Source organism: Actinomyces howellii, from assembly GCF_900637165.1.
Lineage (GTDB): Bacteria > Actinomycetota > Actinomycetes > Actinomycetales > Actinomycetaceae > Actinomyces > Actinomyces howellii.
Map to the genome: position 1 here is coordinate 1,076,396 of NZ_LR134350.1, position 21,981 is coordinate 1,098,376.

Below are 21,981 nucleotides of genomic sequence, written 5' to 3' on the forward strand. Positions count from 1 at the left end.
GTCCAGTGTAGGGAGCCTCGGCTCAGGCCGACGCCCCGGGGCCCGCGGTGGCAGGATCGTCCCATGAGCGACTCAACCGGCACCGTCTCCTCGGGCACCGACGGACCCGTGCGCTTCGCGGTGGTCGGCACCGGCTTCATCGCGGGATGGTTCATGGAGGCGGTCGCCGCCGTGCCGCAGGCCGAGGTCGTCGCGGTGACCTCCGGGCGCCCCGAGCGGGCAGCCGCCTTCGCCGCCGAGCACGGGATCGGCGCCGCGTGGCCGAGCCTCGAGGTGCTGCTGCGCCAGTGCGGCCCCGAGGGGTCCTCCCCCGCCGACGTCGTCTACGTCGCCTCGACCAACGTCCTGCACGCCGAGCAGTCCCTGGCCGCCCTGGAGGCAGGTTTCCACGTGCTCGTCGAGAAGCCCTTCGCCGTCACCCCCGAGCAGGCCGACGCGATGGTCGAGGCGGCGCAGCGCCACGACCGCGTCCTCATGGAGGCGTGGCTGACCGCCTTCGAGCCCGGGACCCGGGTGCTGCGCGAGGCCCTGCAGCGCCTGGCGGCTGACGGGCCGGGCCCCCACCGGGCGGTGCTCGTCAAGGAGCAGCTCTCCTCGCGCATGCCCGCCTACCGTGCGGGCGAGCTCCCCGCCGTCCTTGACCCGGCCCGCGCGGGGGGCTCGGTCATGGACCTGGGGGTCTACCCGGTGTCCCTGGCCATCCACCTGTTCGGCCCGCCCGCCCGCGTCCACGCCACCGCCCGGCTGCTCAGCTCCGGCGTCGACTCCCACGGCGCGATCATCCTCGACTACGACGTCCTGCCTGACGGGTCCTCGACCGACCTGGAGGTGGTCTGCCTGCACTCCAAGACCTCGAGGGCCTCGACCGGCTCGGCCATCGCCTCGGACACGATGTCCCTGGGCTTCGACGACTGCCAGTGGCCGCGTCGCATCACCCTGCGATCGCCCGAGGGGCAGGAGGACCTGTCGGTGACGAGCACCGGCCCGGTCCTGGCCCGCGAGCTGGCCGAGGTGTGCCGCCTCGTGTCGACCGGCGCGCGGCACTCCCCGCTGCACCCGCCCTCGGCCTCCGCCGCCTGCGTGAGGGTCCTGGCCGAGGCCCGACGCCTCACAGGGATTCGTCTGCCCGGTGACCCCGGTGCCAAGATGGGCGCATGACCGAATCCCACGACAACGCCTCCCTCACCGTCGAGGACGAGGCGCAGCCGGTGTCCGAGCGCGGCTCGAACCGCTCCCACCGGCCCAGCAACGAGGCCTTCCGCGACTTCATCGCCTCCGGCTGGGGCCCGCGCCCCGACCGGCTGCCCGAGCTCAGCGAGTCCGCCCCGTGGGCGGCCGCCCGCCGCGACGCCCTGGGGGCCCTGTTCCCCACCGAGCGGCTCGTCATCCCGGCCGGCCCCCTCGTGACCCGCAACAACGACTGCGACTACCGCTTCCGCCCGCACTCGGCCTTCGCCCACCTGACCGGCACGGGCACCGACTTCGAGCCCGACGCGGTTCTCGTCCTCGACCCCCTGACCGTCCCGGGCCAGGAGACCGCCGCGGGCGAGCCGACCCACGAGGCGGTGCTCTACTTCCGGCCGCGCGCCTCGCGCTCGAGCGAGGAGTTCTACGCCGACGCCCGTTACGGTGAGCTGTGGGTCGGGGTGCGCCCCTCCATCGAGGAGGTCGAGGCGCTCACCGGCATCCGCTGCGCCCACATCGACACCCTGTCCGACCGCCTGGCCAAGGACGCCGGGCCCGGGGCGGTCGGGCTGCGCGTGGTCGCCCAGGCCGACGCCGCCGTAACCGCCCTGGTCGACCAGGTGCGCCAGGGCGCCGGGCTGGCCCACGGCCAGGAGGCCCGGCAGGCCGACGACGCCCTGGCCGAGGCCACGAGCGAGCTGCGGCTGGTCAAGGACGCCTGGGAGGTCGACCAGCTCCAGCGCGCCGTCGACGCCACCGCCGCGGGCTTCGAGGAGCTCATCCGCTCCATCCCCCGCGCTACCGGCCACTGGCGCGGGGAGCGGGTCCTCGAGGGCGCCTTCGGGGCGCGCGCCCGCGAGGAGGGCAACGGGCTGGGCTACGACACGATCGCAGCGGCCGGCGACCATGCCAACACCCTGCACTGGATCTCCAACGACGGCCCGGTGCGCCCCGGTCAGCTCGTCCTGGTCGACGCGGGCGTCGAGGTGGACTCCCTCTACACCGCCGACGTCACGCGCACGATCCCGGTCGACGGGCGCTTCACCGAGCCCCAGCGCCGCGTCTACCAGGCGGTCCTCGACGCCGCCGACGCCGCCTTCGCCCGGGCCAACGAGCCGGGTTGCCTCTTCCGCGATGTCCACGCCGCCGCCATGGAGGTCATCGCCGCGCGCCTCGAGGCCTGGGGGCTGCTGCCCCAGGGCGTGAGCGCCGCCGACTCCCTGGGCCCCGACGGCCAGTACCACCGTCGCTGGATGGTCCACGGGACAAGCCACCACCTGGGGCTCGACGTGCACGACTGCGCCCAGGCCCGCCGGGAGATGAGCATGGACGCCCCGCTGCGGCCGGGGATGGTCTTCACCATCGAGCCGGGCCTGTACTTCCGCGCCGACGACCTGCTCGCCCCCGCCGAGCTGCGCGGCATCGGCGTACGCGTCGAGGACGACGTCGTCGTGCGCGCCGACGGCTCGGTGGAGTACCTGACCGCTGCCATCCCGCGCACCGTCGAGGAGGTCGAGGCCTGGGTGAGCGGCCTCATCGCCTGAGGCGGCGGACCATCATACGCATGAGTTCCGGCCGGAGGCATGAGTCCCTGTCACACGCATGAGTTCCGGCGGTTCGCGGGTGCCAGGCACGCGCAGACCGCCGGAGCTCATGCGTATGACGCGATCTCAGTCCCATAGTCCCCTGCGCCGTCGCGCCTGTGCGACGACGGCTGCCGGGAACATGGCCAGGACGTCCTCCCGGAGCCGGCTCGCGTCACGCAGGTGCTCGGCAGTGAATCGTGAGAAGGACCAGTCGGAGGCCCCCTGGATCAGGTCCTGACGAACCTTCTCCTCCCAGACCGTGCCCGTCGCCGCGTACTTGTCCCGACCGTCGTACTCGGCGGCGACCCGCAGATCCGGCCAGGCGAGGTCGAGGAAGAAGCTGCGCCGATGCTCGGGGAGGTCGACGCGCTGCTGGAGGACGGCGGAGGGCAGGCCAAGCGCGTCGACCTGCCAGCGCACGACACTCTCGCCCGGGGACTCCGAGAAGGGGCTCGCTATCCGTGCCACCGCCCCCGCCCGAACGGCACCTCTCCGGGGCCCCTCCGCCTCGACGGCGTCCAGGAACCGCGCCCGAGTCTGCGCCCATCGCCGCCCCGCTCCAACGGGGTCACGGCGGTCGGGGCGGACCAGAGCGCGCATCGCGGAGTCGATGATGGTGACGGATCGGCACGCCGGCAGGTCGAAGGCGCAGTCGACCGCGGTTCGCAGGATGTCGGTGACGACGATGCCCTGAACCACGACGAGGCTCTCCTCGGGGATGACCAGTCGACGCCGCCGCATGCTGACGACGCGAGAGCCCCCTCCTGCCTGCGCCGGGCGGGGAGTCCGCCCTCGTCGGAAGTCCAGTGGCGGAAGGGCGATGACAGCCGGAGAGGAGCGCCGCGGCATCGCGGTCCAGACGTCGGGCTCGGCGTCACGGACCCACAGACCATGGACAAGGGCGGCGGACTCGTGGCTCAACGCGACGGCGCTGCGACGCGTCTCCCAGGCTCCCCGGCAACGCGCGAGACTGATCTCGTGCTTCTGCCGCCACACCTCGGCGCTTTCGGTGGGCCGGTAGTACACGCCGCGCATGAGGTGAAGGAGCTCGGGACGGCTCGGCAGGTGCCGAAGGCTGCTCGCCGCCGACAGAGTGACCGTCGGGATCGAGGGCGGAGTCGGGTAGGCGTCCATAGGACGATCCTCGAAGCCCCGCCCATATGGCGCCACAACGGTGGGCGAGCTCTGTGGAGGTGGGGTGCACCAAGCTCACCTGTGGAGAACCTCGTCCCGCCACACGCATGAGCCCCTGTCACACGCATGACTTCCAGTCGGAGGCACCGCCCTCAGTCGAGGCCACACGCATGAGCCCCTGTCACACGCATGAGTTCCGGCGGTTGGTGGGTGCTGGGCACACACAAACCGCCGGAACTCATGCGCTCGGCGAGGAACTCAGCGCAGTCCTCGTGGCGACGCGAGTCCTGGCCCACGCCGCAGGCGCCGCCGACCCGCGGCCGGAGGAACCCCGCACACGCCCGGGACCCGACCGCCCCCCCCCAGGGGTCTGGCGACTCAAGCGCGGTTGTACCGCCTGCGCGTGGGAGCGGGGACGTGCACGTCCTGGGTGCGTCCCTGGCCCTCGAGGTGCTCGCGGGCGAAGGCGAGGGCGCTGGCCAGGCCCTCGCGGCGCTGGGCGGGGCTCATCGTCCGGGTGTTGACCTCGACGACCACCTGGCCGCCGCGCTCCTCGAAGCCGGTGGCCGCGAGGTAGGTGAGGACGCCGGCGCAGTCCTGGGTGCCCTGACCGGGCAGGAGGTGGTCGTCGAGGAAGCCCGGCACGCCGTCGGTCAGGTGCAGGTGGCGCAGGGTCGGGCCCAGGGACCGGGTCATCGCCAGCGCGTCCGATCCGGAGGTCGCCGCGTGGGAGATGTCGAGGGTCACCGAGCGGTAGCCCTGGCCCACCGGGTCCCAGGTCGGGGAGTAGGCCTGGAAGTCCCGCGTGGAGTGGGCGTTGCGGGGCCTCCACGTGAACATGTTCTCGACGCACAGGTGCATGCCCGTGATCGCCTCACGCCGCTCGACCCCGCGCACGAAGCCGCGCGCGTAGCGCGTCTGCCAGAAGAACGGCGGGTGGAGGACGACGTTGGGGGCGCCCAGGGCCCGGGCGAGCTCGATGGAGCGGTCGACCTTGTCCCAGGGGTCGACCCCGAACACCGAGCGGGTCAGGAGCAGCGTCGGTGCGTGGATCGCGAGCACGGGCTGGTCGTAACGCCGGGCCAGGCCCTCCAGGACGCGGGCGTCCTGGGTCGCCTTCTCGCTCCAGACCATGACCTCGACCCCGTCGTATCCCAGCTCGGCCGCGAGCGCGAAGGTGGCTTCCGCCCCGCCCGGGTAGACCGAGGAGGTCGACAGCCCCACAGGTACCGTCATCGTGGCCTCACTCGCCCGCGGCGGTCGAGGGGCCCTGGGAGCCGCCTGTCGCGCCCGGAGTCCCCGCGGCCTTGTCCTCGGCCTCCTCCCGTCCCGGGTCCTGGGCGCCGGCCTCGTCGGCGCCCGGGGCGTCCGGGCCGTCGGCGGTGTACCGCGAGGGGTCCTCCCCCTGCGCCAGCCGCACGCCGAAGCGGGGCTTCTCGTCGGGCCTGGAGCCGAAGGCGGTCGGTCCGTCGCCGCGCGCCTCGGCACGCGCGGCCCGTCGCTCCTGGGCGCGGCGCGCCACCTCCCCGCCCCGGGTGAGGTTGCCGGGCACGTCGACGAGCGCCTGGGCGGCCTCCTGGGCGTGGGCCGAGGCCAGGATCGAGTACCGCGAGGCCACGACCTGGCTGAAGGAGGTGAAGTCGCGCTTGCCCCGGGTCAGCCCGTAGGAGACCACCTGGAAGAAGATGCCCCACACCACGCCCATGAACACCGCGGCGCCGGCGGTCACGCCGGTGCTGTTCGAGGGCCGCAGGAACATCATCATCGCGGCGAAGAAGATCCCGATCCACAGGCCCGAGCCCGCCCCCGAGGCGATGGCCCTGCCCCAGCTGCGCCGCCCCGTGATGTGCTCGACCTGGCGCAGGTCGGTGCCGATGATCGCCAGGTGCTGGACCGGGAACCCGTCGTCGCTCAACGCGTCCACCGCAGCCTGGGCCTCGGGGTAGGTGGCGAAGGAGGCGACCTCGGTGCCCCGGGGCATGACGCCTCCACCAACGGACATCGGCGCGGTCGGCGAGGAGAAGCTGCTCATGTGCCCCATCGTCGCACGCCCGCGCACGGCTCCGGGCGCTGTGCGCGCTCGCTCACGCCCAGGGCGCATAGGCTGTGCTCGTGGAGAACACCAGGACGCGCAGCACCTCACGGGTCTTCATCGCCCGTCTCGTGGGCACCACCGTCTTCGACCCCCTGGGGGACGCGGTCGGCAAGGTCCACGACGTCGTCGCACTCATCGCGCTGCGGGGGGAGCCTCGTGCGGTCGGCCTCGTCATCGAGGTCGCCGGGCGCCGGCGGGTGTTCCTGCCCCTGTCGCGGGTCACGGCCATCGAGCCGGGGGCGGTCATCACGACGGGCCTGGTCAACATCAGGCGCTTCGAGCAGCGCCATGTCGAGACCCTCGTCTTCGGTGAGCTCTTCGACCGCGTCGTCACGATGCGCGACGGCACCGGCCAGGTGACCATCCGCGACGTGGCGATCGAGCGGGACCGGGGCATGGACTGGAAGGTGACGCGCCTGTTCGTCCAGCGCGCCGCCTCCGGCCCCCTGGGGCTGCGCCGCGGGGAGACCTTCATGGTGCGTCCCGAGGAGGTCTCGGGGCTGGCTGGCTCGGCCGACCAGCAGAGCGCGACCGCCCTGCTGGCCACCCTGGAGGACCTCAAGGCCGCCGACCTGGCCGACGTCCTGTCCGACCTTCCGCTGGCCCGCCAGCTCGAGGTGGCCGCCGAGCTGTCCGACGAGCGCCTGGCCGACGCCGTCGAGGAGCTGTCCGACGACGACGCGGTCGCCCTCCTGTCGGGCCTGGACGCCTCCCGCGCCGCCGACGTCCTGGACGCCATGCAGCCCGACGACGCCGCCGACCTCGTCGCCGAGCTCCCCCAGATCAAGGCCACCGAGCTCCTGGGCCTCATGCAGCCCGAGGAGGCCGAGGACGTGCGTCGCCTGCTCACCTACGACGAGTACACCGCCGGCGGTCTCATGACGACCGAGCCGATCATCCTGCCCCCCGAGGCGACGGTGGCCGGCTTCCTGGCCCAGGCCCGCAAGGCCGAGATGACCCCGGCCCTGGCGGCGGTGGCCTTCGTGTGCCGTCCGCCCCTGGAGACCCCCACCGGCCGGTACCTCGGGATGGTCCACTTCCAGCGCGCCCTGCGCGAGCGGCCCCAGAAGATGGTGGGCTCCCTGCTCGACAAGGCCCTTGACGGCGTGCACGCCGAGGACTCCATCGGCACCGTCACCCGCCTGCTGGCCACCTACAACCTCACCGCCCTGCCGGTGGTCGACGACGCCGACCGCCTCCTGGGCGCCGTGTCGGTCGACGACGTCCTGGACCACCTCATGCCCGATGACTGGCGTGAGGCCGACGAGGCGGTCACCGACGAGATGATCGAGAGGAGCGCCAATGGCTGAGCAGCTCGACCAGCCCCTGTCGGAGGGACGTTCGCGCAGGCTGCGATGGGCCCGGCCGCGGCGTACCACCCGATCCGACACCTCCGGGAGGGTCGCCGAGGCGATCGCCCGCTTCTCGGGAACCCCCACCTTCCTCATCTGGCTGACTGTCTTCGTCGCCCTGTGGATGGCCTGGAACTCCTGGGGTCCCGGGCCCCTGCGCTTCGACAAGGCCGAGCTGGGCTTCACGGCCCTGACCCTCATGCTCTCCCTCCAGGCCTCCTACTCCGCCCCGCTCATCCTGCTCGCCCAGAACCGGCAGGACGACCGCGACCGGGTGACCGCCGAGCAGGACCGCCAGCGCGCCGAGCGCAACCTCGAGGACACCGAGTTCCTCACCCGGGAGATCGCCTCGTTGCGCTACGCGATGAACGACGTCGCCACCCGCGACTTCGTGCGCAGCGAGCTGCGGGGGATGCTCGAGGAGATCCTTGCCGAGGAGCGTCGCACCCGCGAGCAGATCCATGACGAGCGGGGCGAGGAGCGTCGGGACGGGCGGAGGTCCGAGGCCCGCGCCCCCGGCGCGGAGCCGCCCGCGGGCGGCTCGTCAGGGTCCCAGGACTGAGGCGCGCACCTGCGGTCCCCCGGGGCACGACCCCGGCCCGGTGGCCCCTGTCACGATCGTCTCGGCGCCAGTCATCTAGGATGGCGCCTATGCCGACTCCATCGACCGATGCAGTGTACGAGGCGCTCGGGAAGGTCATCGACCCCGAGCTCCGCCGCCCGATCACCGAGCTCGGCATGGTCGACTCGGTCGAGGTCGCCCAGGACGGCACCGTGACCGTGGGCGTCCTGCTCACTGTGGCCGGGTGTCCGCTCAAGGACACGATCACCGCCGACACGCGTGCAGCGGTGGGCGACGTCGAGGGAGTCACCGGCGTCGAGGTGCACCTGGGTGTCATGACCGACGAGCAGCGCGCCGAGCTGCGCACCCGCCTGCGCGGGGGCTCCGCCGAGCCGGTCATCCCCTTCACCCAGCCCGGCAACCTCACCCGCGTGTACGCCGTCACCTCCGGCAAGGGCGGGGTCGGGAAGTCCTCGGTGACCGCGAGCCTGGCCGCGGCGATGGCCGCCCAGGGCCTGAGCGTCGGGGTGGTCGACGCCGACATCTACGGCTTCTCCATCCCGCGGATGCTCGGGGTCAACCAGGTCCCCACCCAGCTCGACGGCATGCTCGTGCCGCCGGTGGCGCACGGCGTCAAGGTGATCTCCATCGGCATGTTCGTCGAGGAGCGCCAGCCGGTCGTGTGGCGCGGGCCGATGCTGCACCGGGCGGTCCAGCAGTTCCTCACCGACGTCTTCTGGGGCGACCTGGACGTCCTGCTGCTCGACCTGCCCCCAGGCACGGGCGACGTGACGATCTCGGTGGCCCAGCTGCTGCCCTCCGCCGAGGTCCTCGTCGTCACGACGCCGCAGACCGCCGCGGCCGAGGTCGCCGAGCGCACCGGGCTCATCGCCACCCAGACGCACCAGCGCGTCGTGGGGGTCATCGAGAACATGTCGTGGCTGTCCCAGCCCGACGGCAGCCGGATCGAGGTCTTCGGCTCCGGCGGCGGACAGGCCGTCTCAGAGTCCTTGTCGCAGGCCCTGGGCTACGAGGTTCCCCTGCTCGCGCAGCTCCCGCTGGACGTCGCGCTGCGAGAGGGCTCTGACAGCGGCGTCCCCGCGGTCATCGCCCAGGACGGTCAGCCCCGTGACGACGCCCCGGCCGCGGCCGAGCTCGTGGCGGTGGCCAGGAGGCTGGGTCACCGGGCTCGTGGCCTGGCAGGCCGCAACCTGGGGGTCAGCCCCGTCGGCTGACCCGGCCGGCCTGGCTGGCCAGGTTGCCCGGCCGGCCTGGCTGGCCCGGCCCTCCGCCCTGCTGGCACCCGGGCCGGGGAGCAGGCCCGCTCCCCGGCGACGCTCAGACCTCGACGACGGCCTCGGCCGCCTCCGCGCGGGTGCGGGCGGCGGCCCGAGCGGCCCGGACGATGTCGCGCGGTGAGATCGGCCGCACCGGCTCGGGGGCACGCGCGTCGTCCTCGGACAGGCTGGAGGGCACCGCGGCCGGGTCGGCTGGGCCATCGGAGGCCTCCGGCTCCTCAGGCCCAGCGTTGTCACTGACCTCGACGGTCCCGGCCTGCTCGACCTCGGGGATCTCGGCGGTGACCGCCTGCGCCTCGGCCTCGGCCCGGACGAGGTCGGGCCCGCTCGTGGAGCCCGGGTCGGTCGTGGCCTCAGCGGCCTCAGCGGCCTCCGTGGCGTCAGCGGCCTCCGTGGCCTCAGCGGCCTCAGCGGCCTCGGTACCGGTTGTGCCCTCGACGGGATCCGTGCCGGGCTCCTCGGAGGTCCCGGGAGCCTCGGTCGTCTCGGAGGGCTCGGAGGACTCGGGAGTCTCGTCCTGGCGGGCCGCGGCCGCTGCCTGCCGGGAGGCGTTGGCGCGGCGGGTCTCCTCGGCCTTGTCGTTGATCATCGTCGACAGGGACTTCGACCCCCTGGCGCCTGCCGCGGCAGCGACCGCGTCGTCGCTGGTCTCCTTGACGGTCTTGGCCACCGACTGGAAGGGGTTGGCCAGGTCCCTGCGGATGGCGTCGAGGTCCTCCCCGAGGGCGTCACGCACGATCTTGCGGGGGTCGTAGTTGCGCGGGTCGAGGTCGGACAGGTCGAGGTCGCCGAGCTCCGGACCGACCTCCTCAGCGATCTGGACCTTGGCGTCGTCAAGGAAGACACGCAGCCGACGGACCGCCTGGGTGAGCTTGCGGGTGTACTCGGGCAGGCGCTGCGGGCCGACCACGAGGACGGCCACGAGCACGATGACGAAGAACTCCGCTCCGGAGATGCCAAACACGCGGTCAGTATAGGGAGGCCCCGACACCCTGCGGCACGCCGTCCCGCCCGGTCCGGGAACGCATCGCCACCGGCGATACACGCCCCGGCGGCCCGGACCTGGAACAATGGGCGCCAGAGCAGCGCCCTGCCTCAGGTGCTCGGCGGTGCCCCACACCCCGGCCGACGACTCCATGAAAGGGACTCACGGTGAGCGCAGACAAGACCCTGAGCTGGTCCTACACGGAGGAGTTCCCCCGCGAGGGCGAGCAGGCCGCGCAGGCGAGGCTGCGCGGCATCGAGCTCGGGATCTCCCCTGTCTCCCCCGCCACCGGGGCCGCGCTGCGGATGCTGGCGGCCTCGGTCGCCGCCAAGTCGATCGCCGAGATCGGCACGGGCACCGGTGTCTCGGGCCTGTGGCTCCTGGACGGCATGGGTGCTGACGGCATGCTCACGACCATCGACGTCGAGGCCGAGCTCCAGCGTGAGGCCCGTCGCGCCTTTGACGCCGCCGGTCACCCCGGCTCACGTACCCGGGTCATCCGGGGGCGGGCCTCCGACGTCATGCCGCGGATGGCTGAGCGCTCCTACGACATGGTGGTCCTCGACGTCGAGCCCGACGAGGCGGCCGCCCTGGCGGACCCGGCCGTCAGGATGCTGCGTGTCGGGGGCGTGCTCGCGGTCACCCACGCCCTGTGGAAGGACCACGTGGCCGACCCGGCCCGGCGGGACGCGCTCACGGTCGCGGCCCGAGAGCTGGGCAAGTCCCTGCGGGACCGGGAGGACCTGCTCACCTCGCTCCTCCCCGTTGAGGACGGCCTTCTCGTGTCGATCCGGCAGGCCTGAGCCGAGGTCGCCGGGCCGGGTTGAGGGACGTTGAGGACCGGGCCCCTGCGGGGCCCGGTCCTTGCCTGTGCGTCTCAGGGCGCCACGATGGAGCCGCCGCGCGTCGCGGGACGTCGCGGGACTCAGACCTTGACGGAGGCAAGCGCCTCCTGGAGCTCCTTGATCTCGTCGGGCGTGATCTCGACGACCAGACGGCCCCCGCCCTCCAGCGGCACCCTCATGATGATGGACCGACCCTCCTTGACGACCTCGAGCGGCCCGTCACCGGTCCTGGGCTTCATGGCAGCCATGTAGTCCCCTTTCAATGACTCGGCGCGGATTCATCACCGCGCCGCCCGTACCATTCTACGACATCTTGTCCCTTGCTCTTGACAAAACGTGGCCCAACCCACGATTGACAGTCAACCTGCAACGTCCTGGCACGAGTGTGGCCAGGGCCACCGACACGCTCCGCCGGCGTCCCCGACGCGGAGGCGACCTGCGCCCCCGCCTCAGATGCGGCCGGCGGCCCGCGCCTCGTCGGCCCGCATCCGCTGGGCGGCTCCGACGACGTAGCTGACGGCCTCCTCGGCGGTGTCGACGAGGTGGACCAGGCCGGGGTCACCGTTGGAGATGACGCCTGAGTCCACGAGGGTCGAGCGGATCCAGCTGACCAGCCCCTCCCAGAACCGCGTCCCGACCAGGACGATCGGGAACGAGGAGACCTTCTGGGTCTGGACGAGGGTGAGGGCCTCGAAGAGCTCGTCGAGGGTGCCCAAGCCCCCGGGCATGACGACGAATCCGTCGGAGTACTTGAGGAACATGGTCTTGCGGGCGAAGAAGTAGCGGAAGTTGACCCCCAGGTCCACGTACTCGTTCATCCCCTGCTCGTGGGGGAGCTCGATGCCCAGGCCGACCGAGACACCACCCGCCTCGTGGGCCCCCTTGTTGGCCGCCTCCATCATGCCGGGCCCGCCGCCGGTCATGACCGCGTAGCCCGAGCGGGCCAGACCGGCCCCGACCTGCTCGGCCAGGGCGTAGGCGGGGTCGCTGGCCGGGGTGCGCGCCGAGCCGAAGACGCTGATGGCCGGACCGAGCTCGGCCAGGGCGCCGAAGCCCTCGACGAACTCGGACTGGATGCGTAGGACCCGCCAGGGGTCCGAGTGCAGCCAGTCGGTGTCGCCCCGCCGGTCCAGGAGGCGGGCGTCGGTGGTCTGCTCGGGGATCTGGGTGCCGCGCAGCAGCACCGGTCCCTTGCGGTAGGTCTCTCGGGTCATAGCGGCATGATTCCTCAACCCTCGCCCCGTGTCACGGTGCGCACCGGACCGGGCCTCAGCTGAGCCACTCCCTGAGGATCGAGGCAACCTCCTCGATCTGGGACACCGGGCAGTGCTCGTCGTCGGTGTGGCACAGCATCGGGTCCCCCGGCCCGAGGTTGATGGCCGGGACCCCCGCGGCGGAGAAGCGGGCGACGTCGGTCCACCCGAGCTTGGGGCCGACGCCGCCCCCACGCGCTCGGACGACCGCGACGAGCCCGGCCGCCAGAGGCGAGTCCAGGCCCGGCCTAGCCGCGTCGCACAGGTCGTCGACACGCACGGCAACCGTCCCGGTGCTCACCTCGACGGCGGGGTCCTCCTCCTCGTCCCGCGGGTCGATCCCGGCCATGATCCGCAGGGCGCGGGACAGCGCCTCGCGGGGGCCCAGGTCCGGGGCGTAGCGGTAGTTGACGTGAAGGCGGCAGGAGTCGGGGATCGTGTTCATGGCGACGCCGCCCTCAATGAGCACGACGTTGAAGGACTCCCGGTAGGCCAGCCCGTCGACCTCGACGGTGCGCACCGGGGCGGCGGCCGCCCGGGCGATGAGCTCGCCCGCGGCGTGGACCGCGTTGGCGCCCCGCCACGAGCGGGCGGAGTGGGCGGCCGTGCCGGGCACCTCGAGGACGAGGCGCAGCGTGCCGTTGCAGCCGCCCTCGATCGCCGCACCGGTGGGCTCGCACAGGACGGCGAGGTCGGCGGCGAACCACTCCGGGTGGGCGTCAAGAGCCAGGCCCAGGCCGTTGAGGTCCCCGTTGACCTCCTCGTTGTCGTAGAAGACCCAGGTGACGTCCCGGCTCGGCGCCGTAAGCGCCGCGGCCAGGTGCAGGCCGACCGCGACACCCCCCTTCATGTCGACGCTGCCCCGGCCCCACACGACCTGACGGCCGTCACGCTCCTCCATGCGCCCAGGGACGTTGGTCGTCCGCTCCGAGACCGGGACGGTGTCGAGGTGCCCGGCCACGAGGACGCGCTCGGCCCGCCCCAGGTGGGTACGGGCCACGACCGTGTTGCCGTGGCGAGCGACCTCGAGGTGGGAGCAGCCCGCGAGGGCCGCCTCGACGGCGTCGGCCAGGGGCGCCTCGGAACCAGAGACCGAGGGCGTGTCGACAAGGGCCAGGGTCAGGGCGCCGAGGTCGCCCAGGAGGTCGGGCAGGACCACCGAGGTCGCGGCGCGTCCCGGTTGCGGCGGTGTCGTGGTCGTCCTCATGGCACCAGGTTAGGCGGCCCCGGGGCCAGGGCGGGCACCGGCAGCGGGACCCATCGCCCGGAGTCGCTGTGCCGCCTACCGTGGAGGCATGCGCACCGACCCCTCGCCACGGACGGCCTTCCCGACGCGGGCCCGGATCCTGTCCTGCCTGGGAACGCTCCTGTTCCTCACGACCCTCGTGGCGCCGATCCAGGTGTGGCACGGGTACGGATCCGCCGACCATGACCCCCTGCGCCTGGGAGACGCCCCCGTCCTCCTGACACCTGCCTGCCTGCTCATCGTGTGCACGGTGTGGACGTGGCGGGGCAGGCCCTCGTGGCCGTGGAGGGTGGTCACGCTCGTGAGCGTCGTCCTCGCCGTGGCTGTCGCCCTCCTGGGATTCGACACGAGCTCCTCCACCTGGGACGGCATCGACCCTGAGACCGGGCGGTGGATCGGCGGCTACGTGACCTCGGCTCCGGGACCGGGGGCGTGGTTGGCGCTGAGCGGCGCCTGCCTCCACGTGGCCGCCCTGCTCACCGTCACCCTCCGGCGCAGGGCGACCCTCCCCGGCCTTCCGGTCGGCCAGGCAGCCAGCCCCGCCCCGGCCACCGGAGGTCACGTTCCTCGCGACGACTAAGCGCAGGCCTCGGCCGGACGAGGAGCGCAACCCTCGGCCGGATGAGGTCGACCACCCGAGGCACGGCCTCTCGGGCCGTCGGGTCTGGAGTGCTGGGTGTTTTTCGGACTGTGTGTTTCGGTGTGTCAGGCCGCTTGTCTGCGGCCTAGGTGCTCGCCTTCGACCTCGTTGGGGGTGCGGTAGCCGAGGGTCGAGTGGAGACGTGTCTGATTGTATGTCAGCTCAATCCATGAGGCAATGTCGCTCACTGCCTTCCTACGTGTAGGGTACACCATGCGGTGGACCCTCTCGTTCTTAAGAGTCGCGTTGAATGACTCCGCCCAGGCATTGTCCCAGCACACCCCGGTGCGCCCGACGGACAGCCGTATGCCATACTTCCTCAGGTGGTCGGAGAACTGCTGAGAGGTGTACTGGCTGCCTCTGTCGGAGTGGAATATGGTTACCCCTCTCTTGTGGGGGCACCTGCGTACCGCCATGTCGATAGCGTCACAGACCAGGTCGGTGCGCATGTGGTCGGCCATCGCGTAACCGACTACCTTCCTCGTGCAGCAGTCCAGCACCGTTGCGAGATACACGAACCCAGCCCACGTGCGGATACAGGTGATGTCACCTACCCATTTGATTCCGGGTTTCTCGGCCGTGAAGTCACGGCGCACGAGGTCGGGACGCTCGCCCAGGTCACGGGCCGGGACGGTGGTACGGACCTTCCGGCGCGGTTGCGCGGCTCTCAGGCCCTGGGCGCGCATGACCGCACGCACAGTGTCCTGGCAGGTTGACACGCCTTGACGTCGCAGGGCTGCCGCGATGCGCCGGTACCCGTAGGCGCCGTGGGAGGCCTCGAACTCGGCCCGCACAAGAACCGCCAGCTCCTCCCGTCTCCTGATACGACTCGACTCAGCCCGCTCGCGCCAGGAGTAGTACCCGGACCTGGACACCCCGGCCCAGCGGCACATGGAGGCAACAGGGTATCTGCCTTCCTCGCGGTTGATGAGCTTGTACTTGTCGCTCACCGCTGTTCCTGCGCGAAGAAGGCCGCCGCTTTTTTCAGGAACTCGTTCTCCTGGCGCAGCTCGCGGTTCTCCGCCCTGAGCCTGGCTATCTGCGCGGACTCTGCGACTGCTTCACTTTCCTCCTGGCTGGAGTGCTCCTTCCTGTACCTCGCGACCCAGTTCCCCACCGTCTGGGGAACCAGGTCGTAGGAGGCCGCGACCGACGCGATCGTCCGGTCCTTCTCGACGACCTCACGCACAACCTGCGCCTTGAACTCGTCCGAGTACTTCGCCCTTGACATGGCTCCATCCTATCGAATCAGAAGAGAGACGAAAATCTCCCCTGTCCGAGAAACGCCACTCACCCCAGTCGCAGGCCGCGCCATGAGGTCGCGCCTCCACCCATGGGGTCGCACGCCGGACGTGCGACCCCACCAGCCAACGCCCGACCCCACCAGCCAACGCCCGACCCCACCAGCCAACGCCCGACCCCACCAGCCAACGCCCGACCCCACCAGCCAACGCCCGACCCCACCAGCCAACGCCCGACCCCACCGGCCAACGCCCGACCCCACCGGCCAACGCCCGACCCCACCGGCCAACGCCCGACCCCACCGGCCAACGCCCGACCCCACCGGCCATCACGGCGCCGCCCGCTCGCCCGGGCCGACTCGCGACCACCTCGCGACCACCTCGCGACCACCTCTCGACCACCTCGCGACCACCTCTCGACCACCTCGCGACGACCGCGGGCTCACGGCTTGCGCGACTCGTGACATGCGCTGCATAATCGCGTCTGCACAACCTATGAAACCGGTACCACGACCGTTGTCACGTCATCCTGCGGTCGACGGGAGCCGGAGAGACGAACCGGGAGCCCAGGATGCCGCGTGCCACCACCGAGACCCCCGGGCCGTCCGCGGCCCGGGCGGCCCGGATGGCCCGGGCCGCGCGCTCGACGCTTCCGGTGGCCGCGCTGCTCCTCGTCACCGCCCTGTGGGGCTCGACCTTCATCATCCTCAAGGACGCCCTCGACCACATCTCCCCCGCCGACTTCCTCACGGTGCGCTTCGCGATCGCAGCAGCCGTCATGGTGACCCTGGCCGGTCGCCGGCTGCTCGACCTCGACCGCATCCGGTGGGCGCAGGGACTGGGCCTGGGAGCGCTCTACGGGGTCGCCCAGATCCTGCAGACCGTCGGCCTGCGCACGACCGACGCCTCGGTCTCCGGGTTCATCACCGGCATGTACGTCGTGCTCACACCGGCCGTCCTCGTCCTGCTCACGCGCACCGCCCCGGCAGGCCGGGTGCTCCTGTCCTCGGTCATGGCTCTGTCGGGGCTGGCCGTCCTCAGCCTGACCGGGACCTCACTGAGCACCGGCGCGATGATCACCTTTGCCGGCTCGGTCGTCTACGCCCTGCACATCGTCGCGCTGGGCCGCCTGGCCGAGGGCCAGGACACGATGACCCTGACCGCCACGCAGATGGTGGGGATCGCCCTGGTCTGCGCCGCCGCCGGCCTGCCCGGGGGCGTCGAGGTGCCCAGGACGGCCGCGGTGTGGGGGCCCGTGCTCTACATGGCTCTGGCCACGGGCATCGCCACCATGTTCCTGCAGACATGGGCTCAGGCCCGCATGAGCCCCACCCGTGCCGCCGTCGTCATGACCTGCGAGCCGGTCTTCGCCGCCCTGTTCGCCATCGCCCTGGGCGACGAGCAGCTCACCGGACGTCTGGCCGTGGGCGGAGCGCTTATCGTCTCGGCGATGCTCCTCAGCGAGCTGTCCGGCCGGCCCCCCCGAGCACGACGCTCCCCACCCCCCTCCCGGTCCCGCCCCCGGAGACGCCTAGCCGCACCGAACCACCCCGGTCCCGTCACCGACGGGACCACCGCGGGCTCCCCCAGTTCCACCGCCCGGCGCACGCACGGGCGGCCGCCCCGGTCAGACGGCATCTGACCAGCTCGAGTCAACGACGATGAGAGGTCCCACCATGAACATGTCATTCCCGTTGTCACACCCGATGTCCCGCCGCGGTCTCCTGAGCACCTCGGCAGCGCTCGCCGTGGGCGCCCTGGCGGTCTCAGGCTGCTCAGGGTCCTCGGGGTCCTCCGGCTCGAAGGGCACCGTGACCTGGTCGACCTGGGGAACCCCCGAGGAGCTGACGCTTCTGGAGGAGTTCAACACCCAGTTCATGAAGGACCACCCCGAGATCACGGTCGTCTTCCAGCCGGTGGCCTCCTACGACGAGTACCACACCAAGCTGCTCACCCAGCTGACCTCCGGCACCGCCCCGGACGTGTTCTACATCGGCGACGACCGGGTGGCCTCGGTGCTGCCCAACAAGGTCCTCGCGCCTCTTGACGAGCTGCTGAGCTCGGCGGGGTCCCCGATCTCCGCGGAGGACTTCAACGCCGAGGTCTACGGCATCGCCGAGCTCGACGGCGCCCTGTACGCCCTGCCCAACGACGTCAACCCCGACGCGTGGTGGTACAACAAGAACGTCCTCAAGGCGGCAGGGATCACCGAGGACCCCGCCGAGCTGGCGGCCCAGGGGGCCTGGACCACCTCCACCTTCCTGTCCATGAGCGAGCGGATCAAGGCCGCGGGCCTGACGACGCTGGCCTTCTGGAACTACTGGGCCACCCACGCCTCGTGGATGACGAGCCAGGGCGGCCAGGTCTACGACGAGTCGGGCGCCTACGTCGCCCACACCGACACGGTCTCCGTGGCCGCCGTCGAGGAGCTGGCGGCGCGGTGCCGCAGCGGGGAGTTCCTCGTGGCGGACACCCTGCCCGAGGGAGGCGGGGCCGACACGATGTTCCTCACCGACAAGCTCGCCTTCTTCGCCCAGGGTCGCTACACCGCCAACACCCTGCGCAGCGCCGGAGCGGACCTGAGCGCCTACGACATCGCCCCCTGGCCGACCCCCGACGGCAGCCCGGCCCCGACCGGCCTGGCCGCGTCCTTCCTGGCGATCAATGCCAAGGCGGCCGACCCGCAGGCCGCCTACACCTTCTTCTCCAGCTTCCTGAGCGTCGAGGGCCAGCGCATCCGCCTGGCCTCGGGCACCGCCGTGCCCTCGGTCACCGGCGCCGACGACCTCGTGACCTCCGACGACTTCCCCGAGCACGCCCAGACCATGCTGGACATGCGGGACATCGGCTACACCAACAACCGGACCGAGGCGGCCGTCCCCGGCCTGTCCTCGACGATCGCCACCGAGCACATGCTGCCCCTGTACGAGGGCAAGGCCCAGGCCCAGGAGACCCTTGACGCGATCGCGGCCCTCGTGGCCACGGAGGGTGCCCCGGCCGGCGCCTCACCGAGCTCCGGGGCGAGCGCTGAGGAGACCCGGTCCTCATGAGCCTCCCAGACCACGGGGGCAGCCCGGCCCGCGCGCGCCGCAGCTGGCGCGTCGCGGACCGGCGCCAGGGCTACGCCTTCGCCGCCCCCCAGACCATCGGCCTGCTCCTGTTCACCCTCCTGCCCTTCCTGGCCGCGCTCATGCTCGCCTTCACCGAGTGGAACGGGTTCGGGACCCCGTCCTTCGTCGGATGGCAGAACTTCGCCGACCAGCTGGCCGACCCGCTCCTGCGGCGCTCGGTGCTCAACACCCTGGGCATCGCGGCCGTCACCGTGCCGGTGGGCCTGGGGCTGGCCATCGTCGTGGCGGTGCTGCTCGAGGGCGTTCGCCTCAAGTCCCTCTACATGGTCATGATCTTCACCCCCGTGGTGACGAGCTCGGTGGCGACGGCGCTCATCTGGCAGCAGCTCCTGCACCGCGAGGGCGCCCTGAGCCGCTCGATCGCGGCGGTCCTGCCGCTCACCCCTCCCGACTGGCTGGGCAACCCCAGGCTGGCCCTCCTCGCCGTGTGCCTCGTGACCATCTGGTCCTCCCTGGGGCTCAACGTCGTCATCTTCCAGGCCGGCCTGCAGTCCATCCCGCCCTCGGTCCTCGAGGCCGCCACGATCGACGGCGCGGGCCCGGTGCGCCGCTTCTTCAGCATCGTCCTGCCGCTGCTCAGCCCGACGATCTTCTTCCAGTCGGTCATCGCCGTCATCAGCTCGCTCAAGACCTTCGACCTCGTGTTCATCCTCGTGTCCCACGCAGGCCCTGACCACGCCACCCGCACGATCGTCTACCACATCTACGACCTCGGCTTCCGCTCCTCGTCCTTCGGGCTGGCCAGTGCCGCCTCCGTCATCCTCCTCGTGCTCACGGCGGCCCTCACGCTCATCCAGTTCGCGGGACAGAAGCGCTTCGTCCACTACGAGGACTGAACCATGACACCCACCCCCCGCAGCGCCCCCGCCTCGCGCACGCAGCGACGAGGACCCGCCCTGCCCCTGACGCTCATCGCGCGCCACGCCGTGCTGCTGGCCGTCTCGGTCTGCATGGTCGGACCGTTCATCTGGATGGTCCTGTCCGGCTTCAAGGGCACCGCGCAGACCCTGACCGACCCCGCGAGCCTCGTGCCCGACCCCTGGGTGCCCGGCAACCTCGCCCAGGCCTGGGGCTCCCTGCCCTTCTCCCGCGCCTACCTCAACAGCGCCTACATCGTCGTGCTCGCCGTGGCCGGGACGCTGGTGACCTCGGCGATGGCCGGCTACGCCTTCGCCCGGATCGAGTTCAGAGGGGCCAAGGCCCTGTTCGGCCTCTTCCTGCTCGTGCAGATGGTCCCGATCCAGGTCACGCTCGTCCCCTTCTACCTCCTCATGAGCAGGATCGGGTGGGTCGACTCCCACCTGGCGATCATCGTGCCCGCCATGATGGTCAACCCCTTCGGGGTCTTCCTCATGCGCCAGTTCATCCGCGCCGTGCCCCGCGAGCTCGAGGACGCGGCCCTCATCGACGGGTGCGGGCGCTGGCGGATCCTCGTGTCCGTCATCATGCCCAACATCCGTCCCGGCCTGGGCGCCCTGGCGATCATCGCGGCCCTGGACGCGTGGAACAACTTCCTGCTCCCCCTGGTCCTGCTCAACTCCACCGAGCTGTTCACCGTCCCCCTCCTGCTCACCCAGTTCCAGGGACAGTACGGTGGCCTCAACCAGGGGCTCATCATGGCCGCCACGACGATCTCGACCCTGCCCATGCTCGCGGTCTTCGTCGTCGCACAGCGCCAGATCATCAACAGCCTGGCCACCTCGGGGCTCGGTGGCCGATGAGCAGCCTGGAGGAGGCGCGCGAGGACCTCGCCCGCCGCATCGACCTCGTCGAGGTGCCCTTCACGATCGCCCTCAGCCGCCTGCTCGTCCTGGCCGACGGGCACCGCCTGCACGTCCACGAGGCCCGCTACGAGGTTCCTCTCGAGGACAGCCGCGTCGTGACGGGCCTGGTCGTGCGAGACGCCGCCGACCGCGTCCGCGTCCAGGAGGTCCCCGACCCCGGGCACGTGAGCTGGGGGGAGGACGGGCCGTGGCTCACCCTGGACACCGAGGGCCGTGCCGTCATGGGACTCATCCCCCAGGGCTGGTCGGTGAGCCTCGAGGCGGTCGAGGACGGAGCCGAGGTGGTCGTCCTCGACGGCGAGCCACTGAGCACCCCGCACGGCGGGCTCGTCGTGCGCGCCACGCGCCCCGGCGCCGGACTCGTCATCACCCCCAGGCCCCTGCCCGGTCGGGCTCCTGCGCCTCGGACCGCCCCGCAGGCGGCGGCGGAGCCGGCTGTCAGGCTCCAGGTGCGCCGCAACCTCGAGGCCGTCGACTCCTGGATGCTCCGGTGCCCCGAGGTCCTGGCCGAGCACCGCTCGATGGCACGGCTGTGCTGGTGGGTGCTGGGGGTCAACGTGCTGCGCCTGGGAGGGGCGGTCACCGGACGCGCGGTCGTGCCCTCCAAGCTCGGCTACGTCGGACTGTGGCAGTGGGACGCCTACTTCATCGCCATCGGACTGCGCCACGGCGACCCCGAGCTGGCCGCCGAGCAGCTGCGCATCGCCGTGTCGTGCCAGCAGGACGACGGCCAGCTGCCCGACGTCGTCCACGAGACGGGCGTCCTTGCCTCCAGCCGGGACCTCCCTCCGGCCGACCTGGTCTCCTTGCGCGCGCTGGGGAGTCCTGGAGCCCAGGACGAGGTCGTGCCGCTGACCAAGCCGCCTCTGACGGCACTGGCCGTCGAGCTCGTCGACGCCTGCCACCCCGAGGACCTCGTCACCCAGATGCGCGAGGCCGTGCGGCGCTCCCAGGAATGGTGGTTCACCCACAGCGACCCGCGGGGCACGGGCGTTCCGACCTACCTGCACCCGTACTCCTCGGGCCTGGACGACTCCCCGGTCTTCGAGGCGGGCACGCCGCTGGAGTCGCCCGACCTGACCGCCTACCTGTGCCTCCAGGACACGATCCTGGCGCGTTGGGCCCGGCAGGCGGGCGAGGCGGGGGCCGCCTCGTGCCACCTCGAGCGTGCCGCGCGGCTCAGGAGCCGGCTCCTCGACGCCCTCGAGGACCGGGCCTTCGTCCCCGCCCATGGCCCCCAGGGCCCCTCCCCCAGCCTCACGGTCGTCAGCCTCATGCCCCTGCTCGTGCCCGAGCTCGACGACGCGGCCCGCGCCCGGCTCCTGCGCCTGCTGGAGGACCCGGAGGCCTTCGGCGGCCACGGCGCGGGCACCGTGCCGACTGTGGCCTCCGGCGACCCCGCCTTCGACCCGCAGCGCATGTGGAGGGGCCCGGTGTGGGTCAACACGAGCTGGCTCGTCGCCCGCGGGCTGCGCGCACAGGGGCTCCTCGAGCGCGCCCGCGAGGTCGAGGAGGCCACGCTGCGGATCGTCACCGAGGCAGGCGGACCGGTGGAGTACGTCGACCCGGTCTCCCGCCGGCGTCCCCCGGCGGCGAGCACCTGCTTCGGGTGGTCCGCGGCGCTGTTCATCGACATGGCGGTCA

Annotated in this window: 19 protein-coding genes and 1 pseudogene; 12 read left to right on the forward strand and 8 right to left on the reverse strand. The window is 72.0% G+C overall.

Annotation, left to right across the window (positions count from 1 at the left end; all coding sequences use genetic code 11):
* Positions 1–63: 63 nt before the first annotated feature.
* Together EL245_RS04515 and EL245_RS04520 are read left to right on the forward strand one after the other, a co-directional pair.
* Entirely contained in the window at positions 64–1,158 is a 1,095-nt protein-coding gene (locus EL245_RS04515) for a Gfo/Idh/MocA family protein (RefSeq protein ID WP_126382063.1), read from the forward strand.
* The gene (locus tag EL245_RS04520) at positions 1,155–2,729 is read left to right on the forward strand and encodes an aminopeptidase P family protein (protein WP_126382065.1); all 1,575 of its coding nucleotides are present in this window, start codon (positions 1,155–1,157) and stop codon (positions 2,727–2,729) included. The genes EL245_RS04515 and EL245_RS04520 overlap by 4 nt, the downstream gene beginning before the upstream one ends.
* 126 nt (positions 2,730–2,855) lie before the next feature.
* On the opposite strand, the gene EL245_RS04525 is transcribed toward EL245_RS04520, so the two are convergent.
* The 3 genes from EL245_RS04525 to EL245_RS04535 form a co-directional block, all read right to left on the reverse strand.
* Positions 2,856–3,905, reverse strand: coding sequence for a hypothetical protein (locus EL245_RS04525; protein ID WP_126382067.1), 1,050 nt, complete (start codon positions 3,903–3,905; stop codon positions 2,856–2,858).
* Positions 3,906–4,283: 378 nt separating this feature from the next.
* Positions 4,284–5,141, reverse strand: coding sequence for a sugar phosphate isomerase/epimerase family protein (locus EL245_RS04530; protein WP_126382069.1), 858 nt, complete (start codon positions 5,139–5,141; stop codon positions 4,284–4,286).
* Between the two features lie 7 nt (positions 5,142–5,148).
* Complete coding sequence (locus EL245_RS04535; RefSeq protein ID WP_126382071.1) at positions 5,149–5,937, reverse strand: general stress protein; 789 nt, start codon at positions 5,935–5,937, stop codon at positions 5,149–5,151.
* 80 nt (positions 5,938–6,017) lie between these two features.
* Here EL245_RS04535 and EL245_RS04540 point away from each other — a divergent pair, with 80 nt between their 5' ends.
* The 3 genes from EL245_RS04540 to EL245_RS04550 all read left to right on the forward strand — a co-directional run bounded on the left by EL245_RS04540 (position 6,018) and on the right by EL245_RS04550 (position 9,149).
* Positions 6,018–7,310, forward strand: coding sequence for a magnesium transporter MgtE N-terminal domain-containing protein (locus EL245_RS04540; protein ID WP_126382073.1), 1,293 nt, complete (start codon positions 6,018–6,020; stop codon positions 7,308–7,310).
* Positions 7,303–7,914: a DUF1003 domain-containing protein gene (locus EL245_RS04545; protein WP_126382075.1), complete on the forward strand. Its 612-nt coding sequence runs from the start codon at positions 7,303–7,305 to the stop codon at positions 7,912–7,914. Before EL245_RS04540 ends, EL245_RS04545 begins: the two co-directional genes overlap by 8 nt.
* Before the next feature lie 89 nt (positions 7,915–8,003).
* Entirely contained in the window at positions 8,004–9,149 is a 1,146-nt protein-coding gene (locus EL245_RS04550) for an Mrp/NBP35 family ATP-binding protein (RefSeq protein ID WP_126382077.1), read from the forward strand.
* 103 nt (positions 9,150–9,252) lie between these two features.
* On the opposite strand, the gene EL245_RS04555 is transcribed toward EL245_RS04550, so the two are convergent.
* A complete protein-coding gene (locus EL245_RS04555; protein ID WP_126382079.1) occupies positions 9,253–10,176 on the reverse strand; it encodes a twin-arginine translocase TatA/TatE family subunit in 924 nt (307 codons plus the stop codon).
* 188 nt (positions 10,177–10,364) lie between these two features.
* On the opposite strand from EL245_RS04555, the gene EL245_RS04560 reads away from it, so the two are divergent.
* Entirely contained in the window at positions 10,365–11,000 is a 636-nt protein-coding gene (locus EL245_RS04560) for an O-methyltransferase (protein WP_126382081.1), read from the forward strand.
* Between the two features lie 122 nt (positions 11,001–11,122).
* On the opposite strand, the gene EL245_RS04565 is transcribed toward EL245_RS04560, so the two are convergent.
* From EL245_RS04565 to dapE, 3 genes are all read right to left on the reverse strand, one after another.
* Positions 11,123–11,290, reverse strand: a complete 168-nt coding sequence (locus EL245_RS04565) for a DUF3117 domain-containing protein (RefSeq protein ID WP_083470580.1) — start codon at positions 11,288–11,290, stop codon at positions 11,123–11,125.
* Between the two features lie 201 nt (positions 11,291–11,491).
* Positions 11,492–12,256: an LOG family protein gene (locus tag EL245_RS04570; protein WP_126382083.1), complete on the reverse strand. Its 765-nt coding sequence runs from the start codon at positions 12,254–12,256 to the stop codon at positions 11,492–11,494.
* 55 nt (positions 12,257–12,311) lie between these two features.
* Positions 12,312–13,502, reverse strand: a complete 1,191-nt coding sequence (gene dapE, locus EL245_RS04575) for a succinyl-diaminopimelate desuccinylase (RefSeq protein ID WP_126382085.1) — start codon at positions 13,500–13,502, stop codon at positions 12,312–12,314.
* Between the two features lie 88 nt (positions 13,503–13,590).
* On the opposite strand from dapE, the gene EL245_RS04580 reads away from it, so the two are divergent.
* Positions 13,591–14,121 (forward strand): hypothetical protein, encoded by a 531-nt coding sequence (locus tag EL245_RS04580; protein ID WP_126382086.1) that lies wholly within the window; start codon positions 13,591–13,593, stop codon positions 14,119–14,121.
* Between the two features lie 125 nt (positions 14,122–14,246).
* Here EL245_RS04580 and EL245_RS04585 read toward each other — a convergent pair.
* Positions 14,247–15,412, reverse strand: a protein-coding gene (locus EL245_RS04585; RefSeq protein WP_126382088.1) for an IS3 family transposase whose coding sequence is annotated in 2 segments (ribosomal slippage) — positions 14,247–15,166 and positions 15,166–15,412 — 1,167 coding nt in all. Because the reading frame shifts where the segments join, the coding sequence is not laid out codon by codon here.
* A gap of 581 nt (positions 15,413–15,993) precedes the next feature.
* Between EL245_RS04585 and EL245_RS04590 the strand changes: the two genes are divergently transcribed.
* The 5 genes and pseudogenes from EL245_RS04590 to EL245_RS13985 all read left to right on the forward strand — a co-directional run.
* On the forward strand, positions 15,994–17,064 hold the full coding sequence (locus tag EL245_RS04590) for a DMT family transporter (RefSeq protein ID WP_197719444.1): 1,071 nt from the start codon (positions 15,994–15,996) through the stop codon (positions 17,062–17,064).
* A 34-nt stretch (positions 17,065–17,098) separates the two neighbouring features.
* Positions 17,099–18,472 carry an extracellular solute-binding protein gene (locus EL245_RS04595; protein ID WP_232009870.1) on the forward strand — a complete coding sequence of 458 codons (1,374 nt, stop codon included), beginning with the start codon at positions 17,099–17,101 and terminating at the stop codon, positions 18,470–18,472.
* Positions 18,469–19,389, forward strand: a complete 921-nt coding sequence (locus tag EL245_RS04600; RefSeq protein WP_126382089.1) for a carbohydrate ABC transporter permease — start codon at positions 18,469–18,471, stop codon at positions 19,387–19,389. Before EL245_RS04595 ends, EL245_RS04600 begins: the two co-directional genes overlap by 4 nt.
* A 3-nt stretch (positions 19,390–19,392) precedes the next feature.
* Positions 19,393–20,274: a carbohydrate ABC transporter permease gene (locus EL245_RS04605; RefSeq protein ID WP_126382091.1), complete on the forward strand. Its 882-nt coding sequence runs from the start codon at positions 19,393–19,395 to the stop codon at positions 20,272–20,274.
* A 584-nt stretch (positions 20,275–20,858) separates the two neighbouring features.
* Positions 20,859–21,941: pseudogene (locus EL245_RS13985) on the forward strand (MGH1-like glycoside hydrolase domain-containing protein); the annotation flags it as partial.
* Between the last annotated feature and the right edge of the window lie 40 nt (positions 21,942–21,981).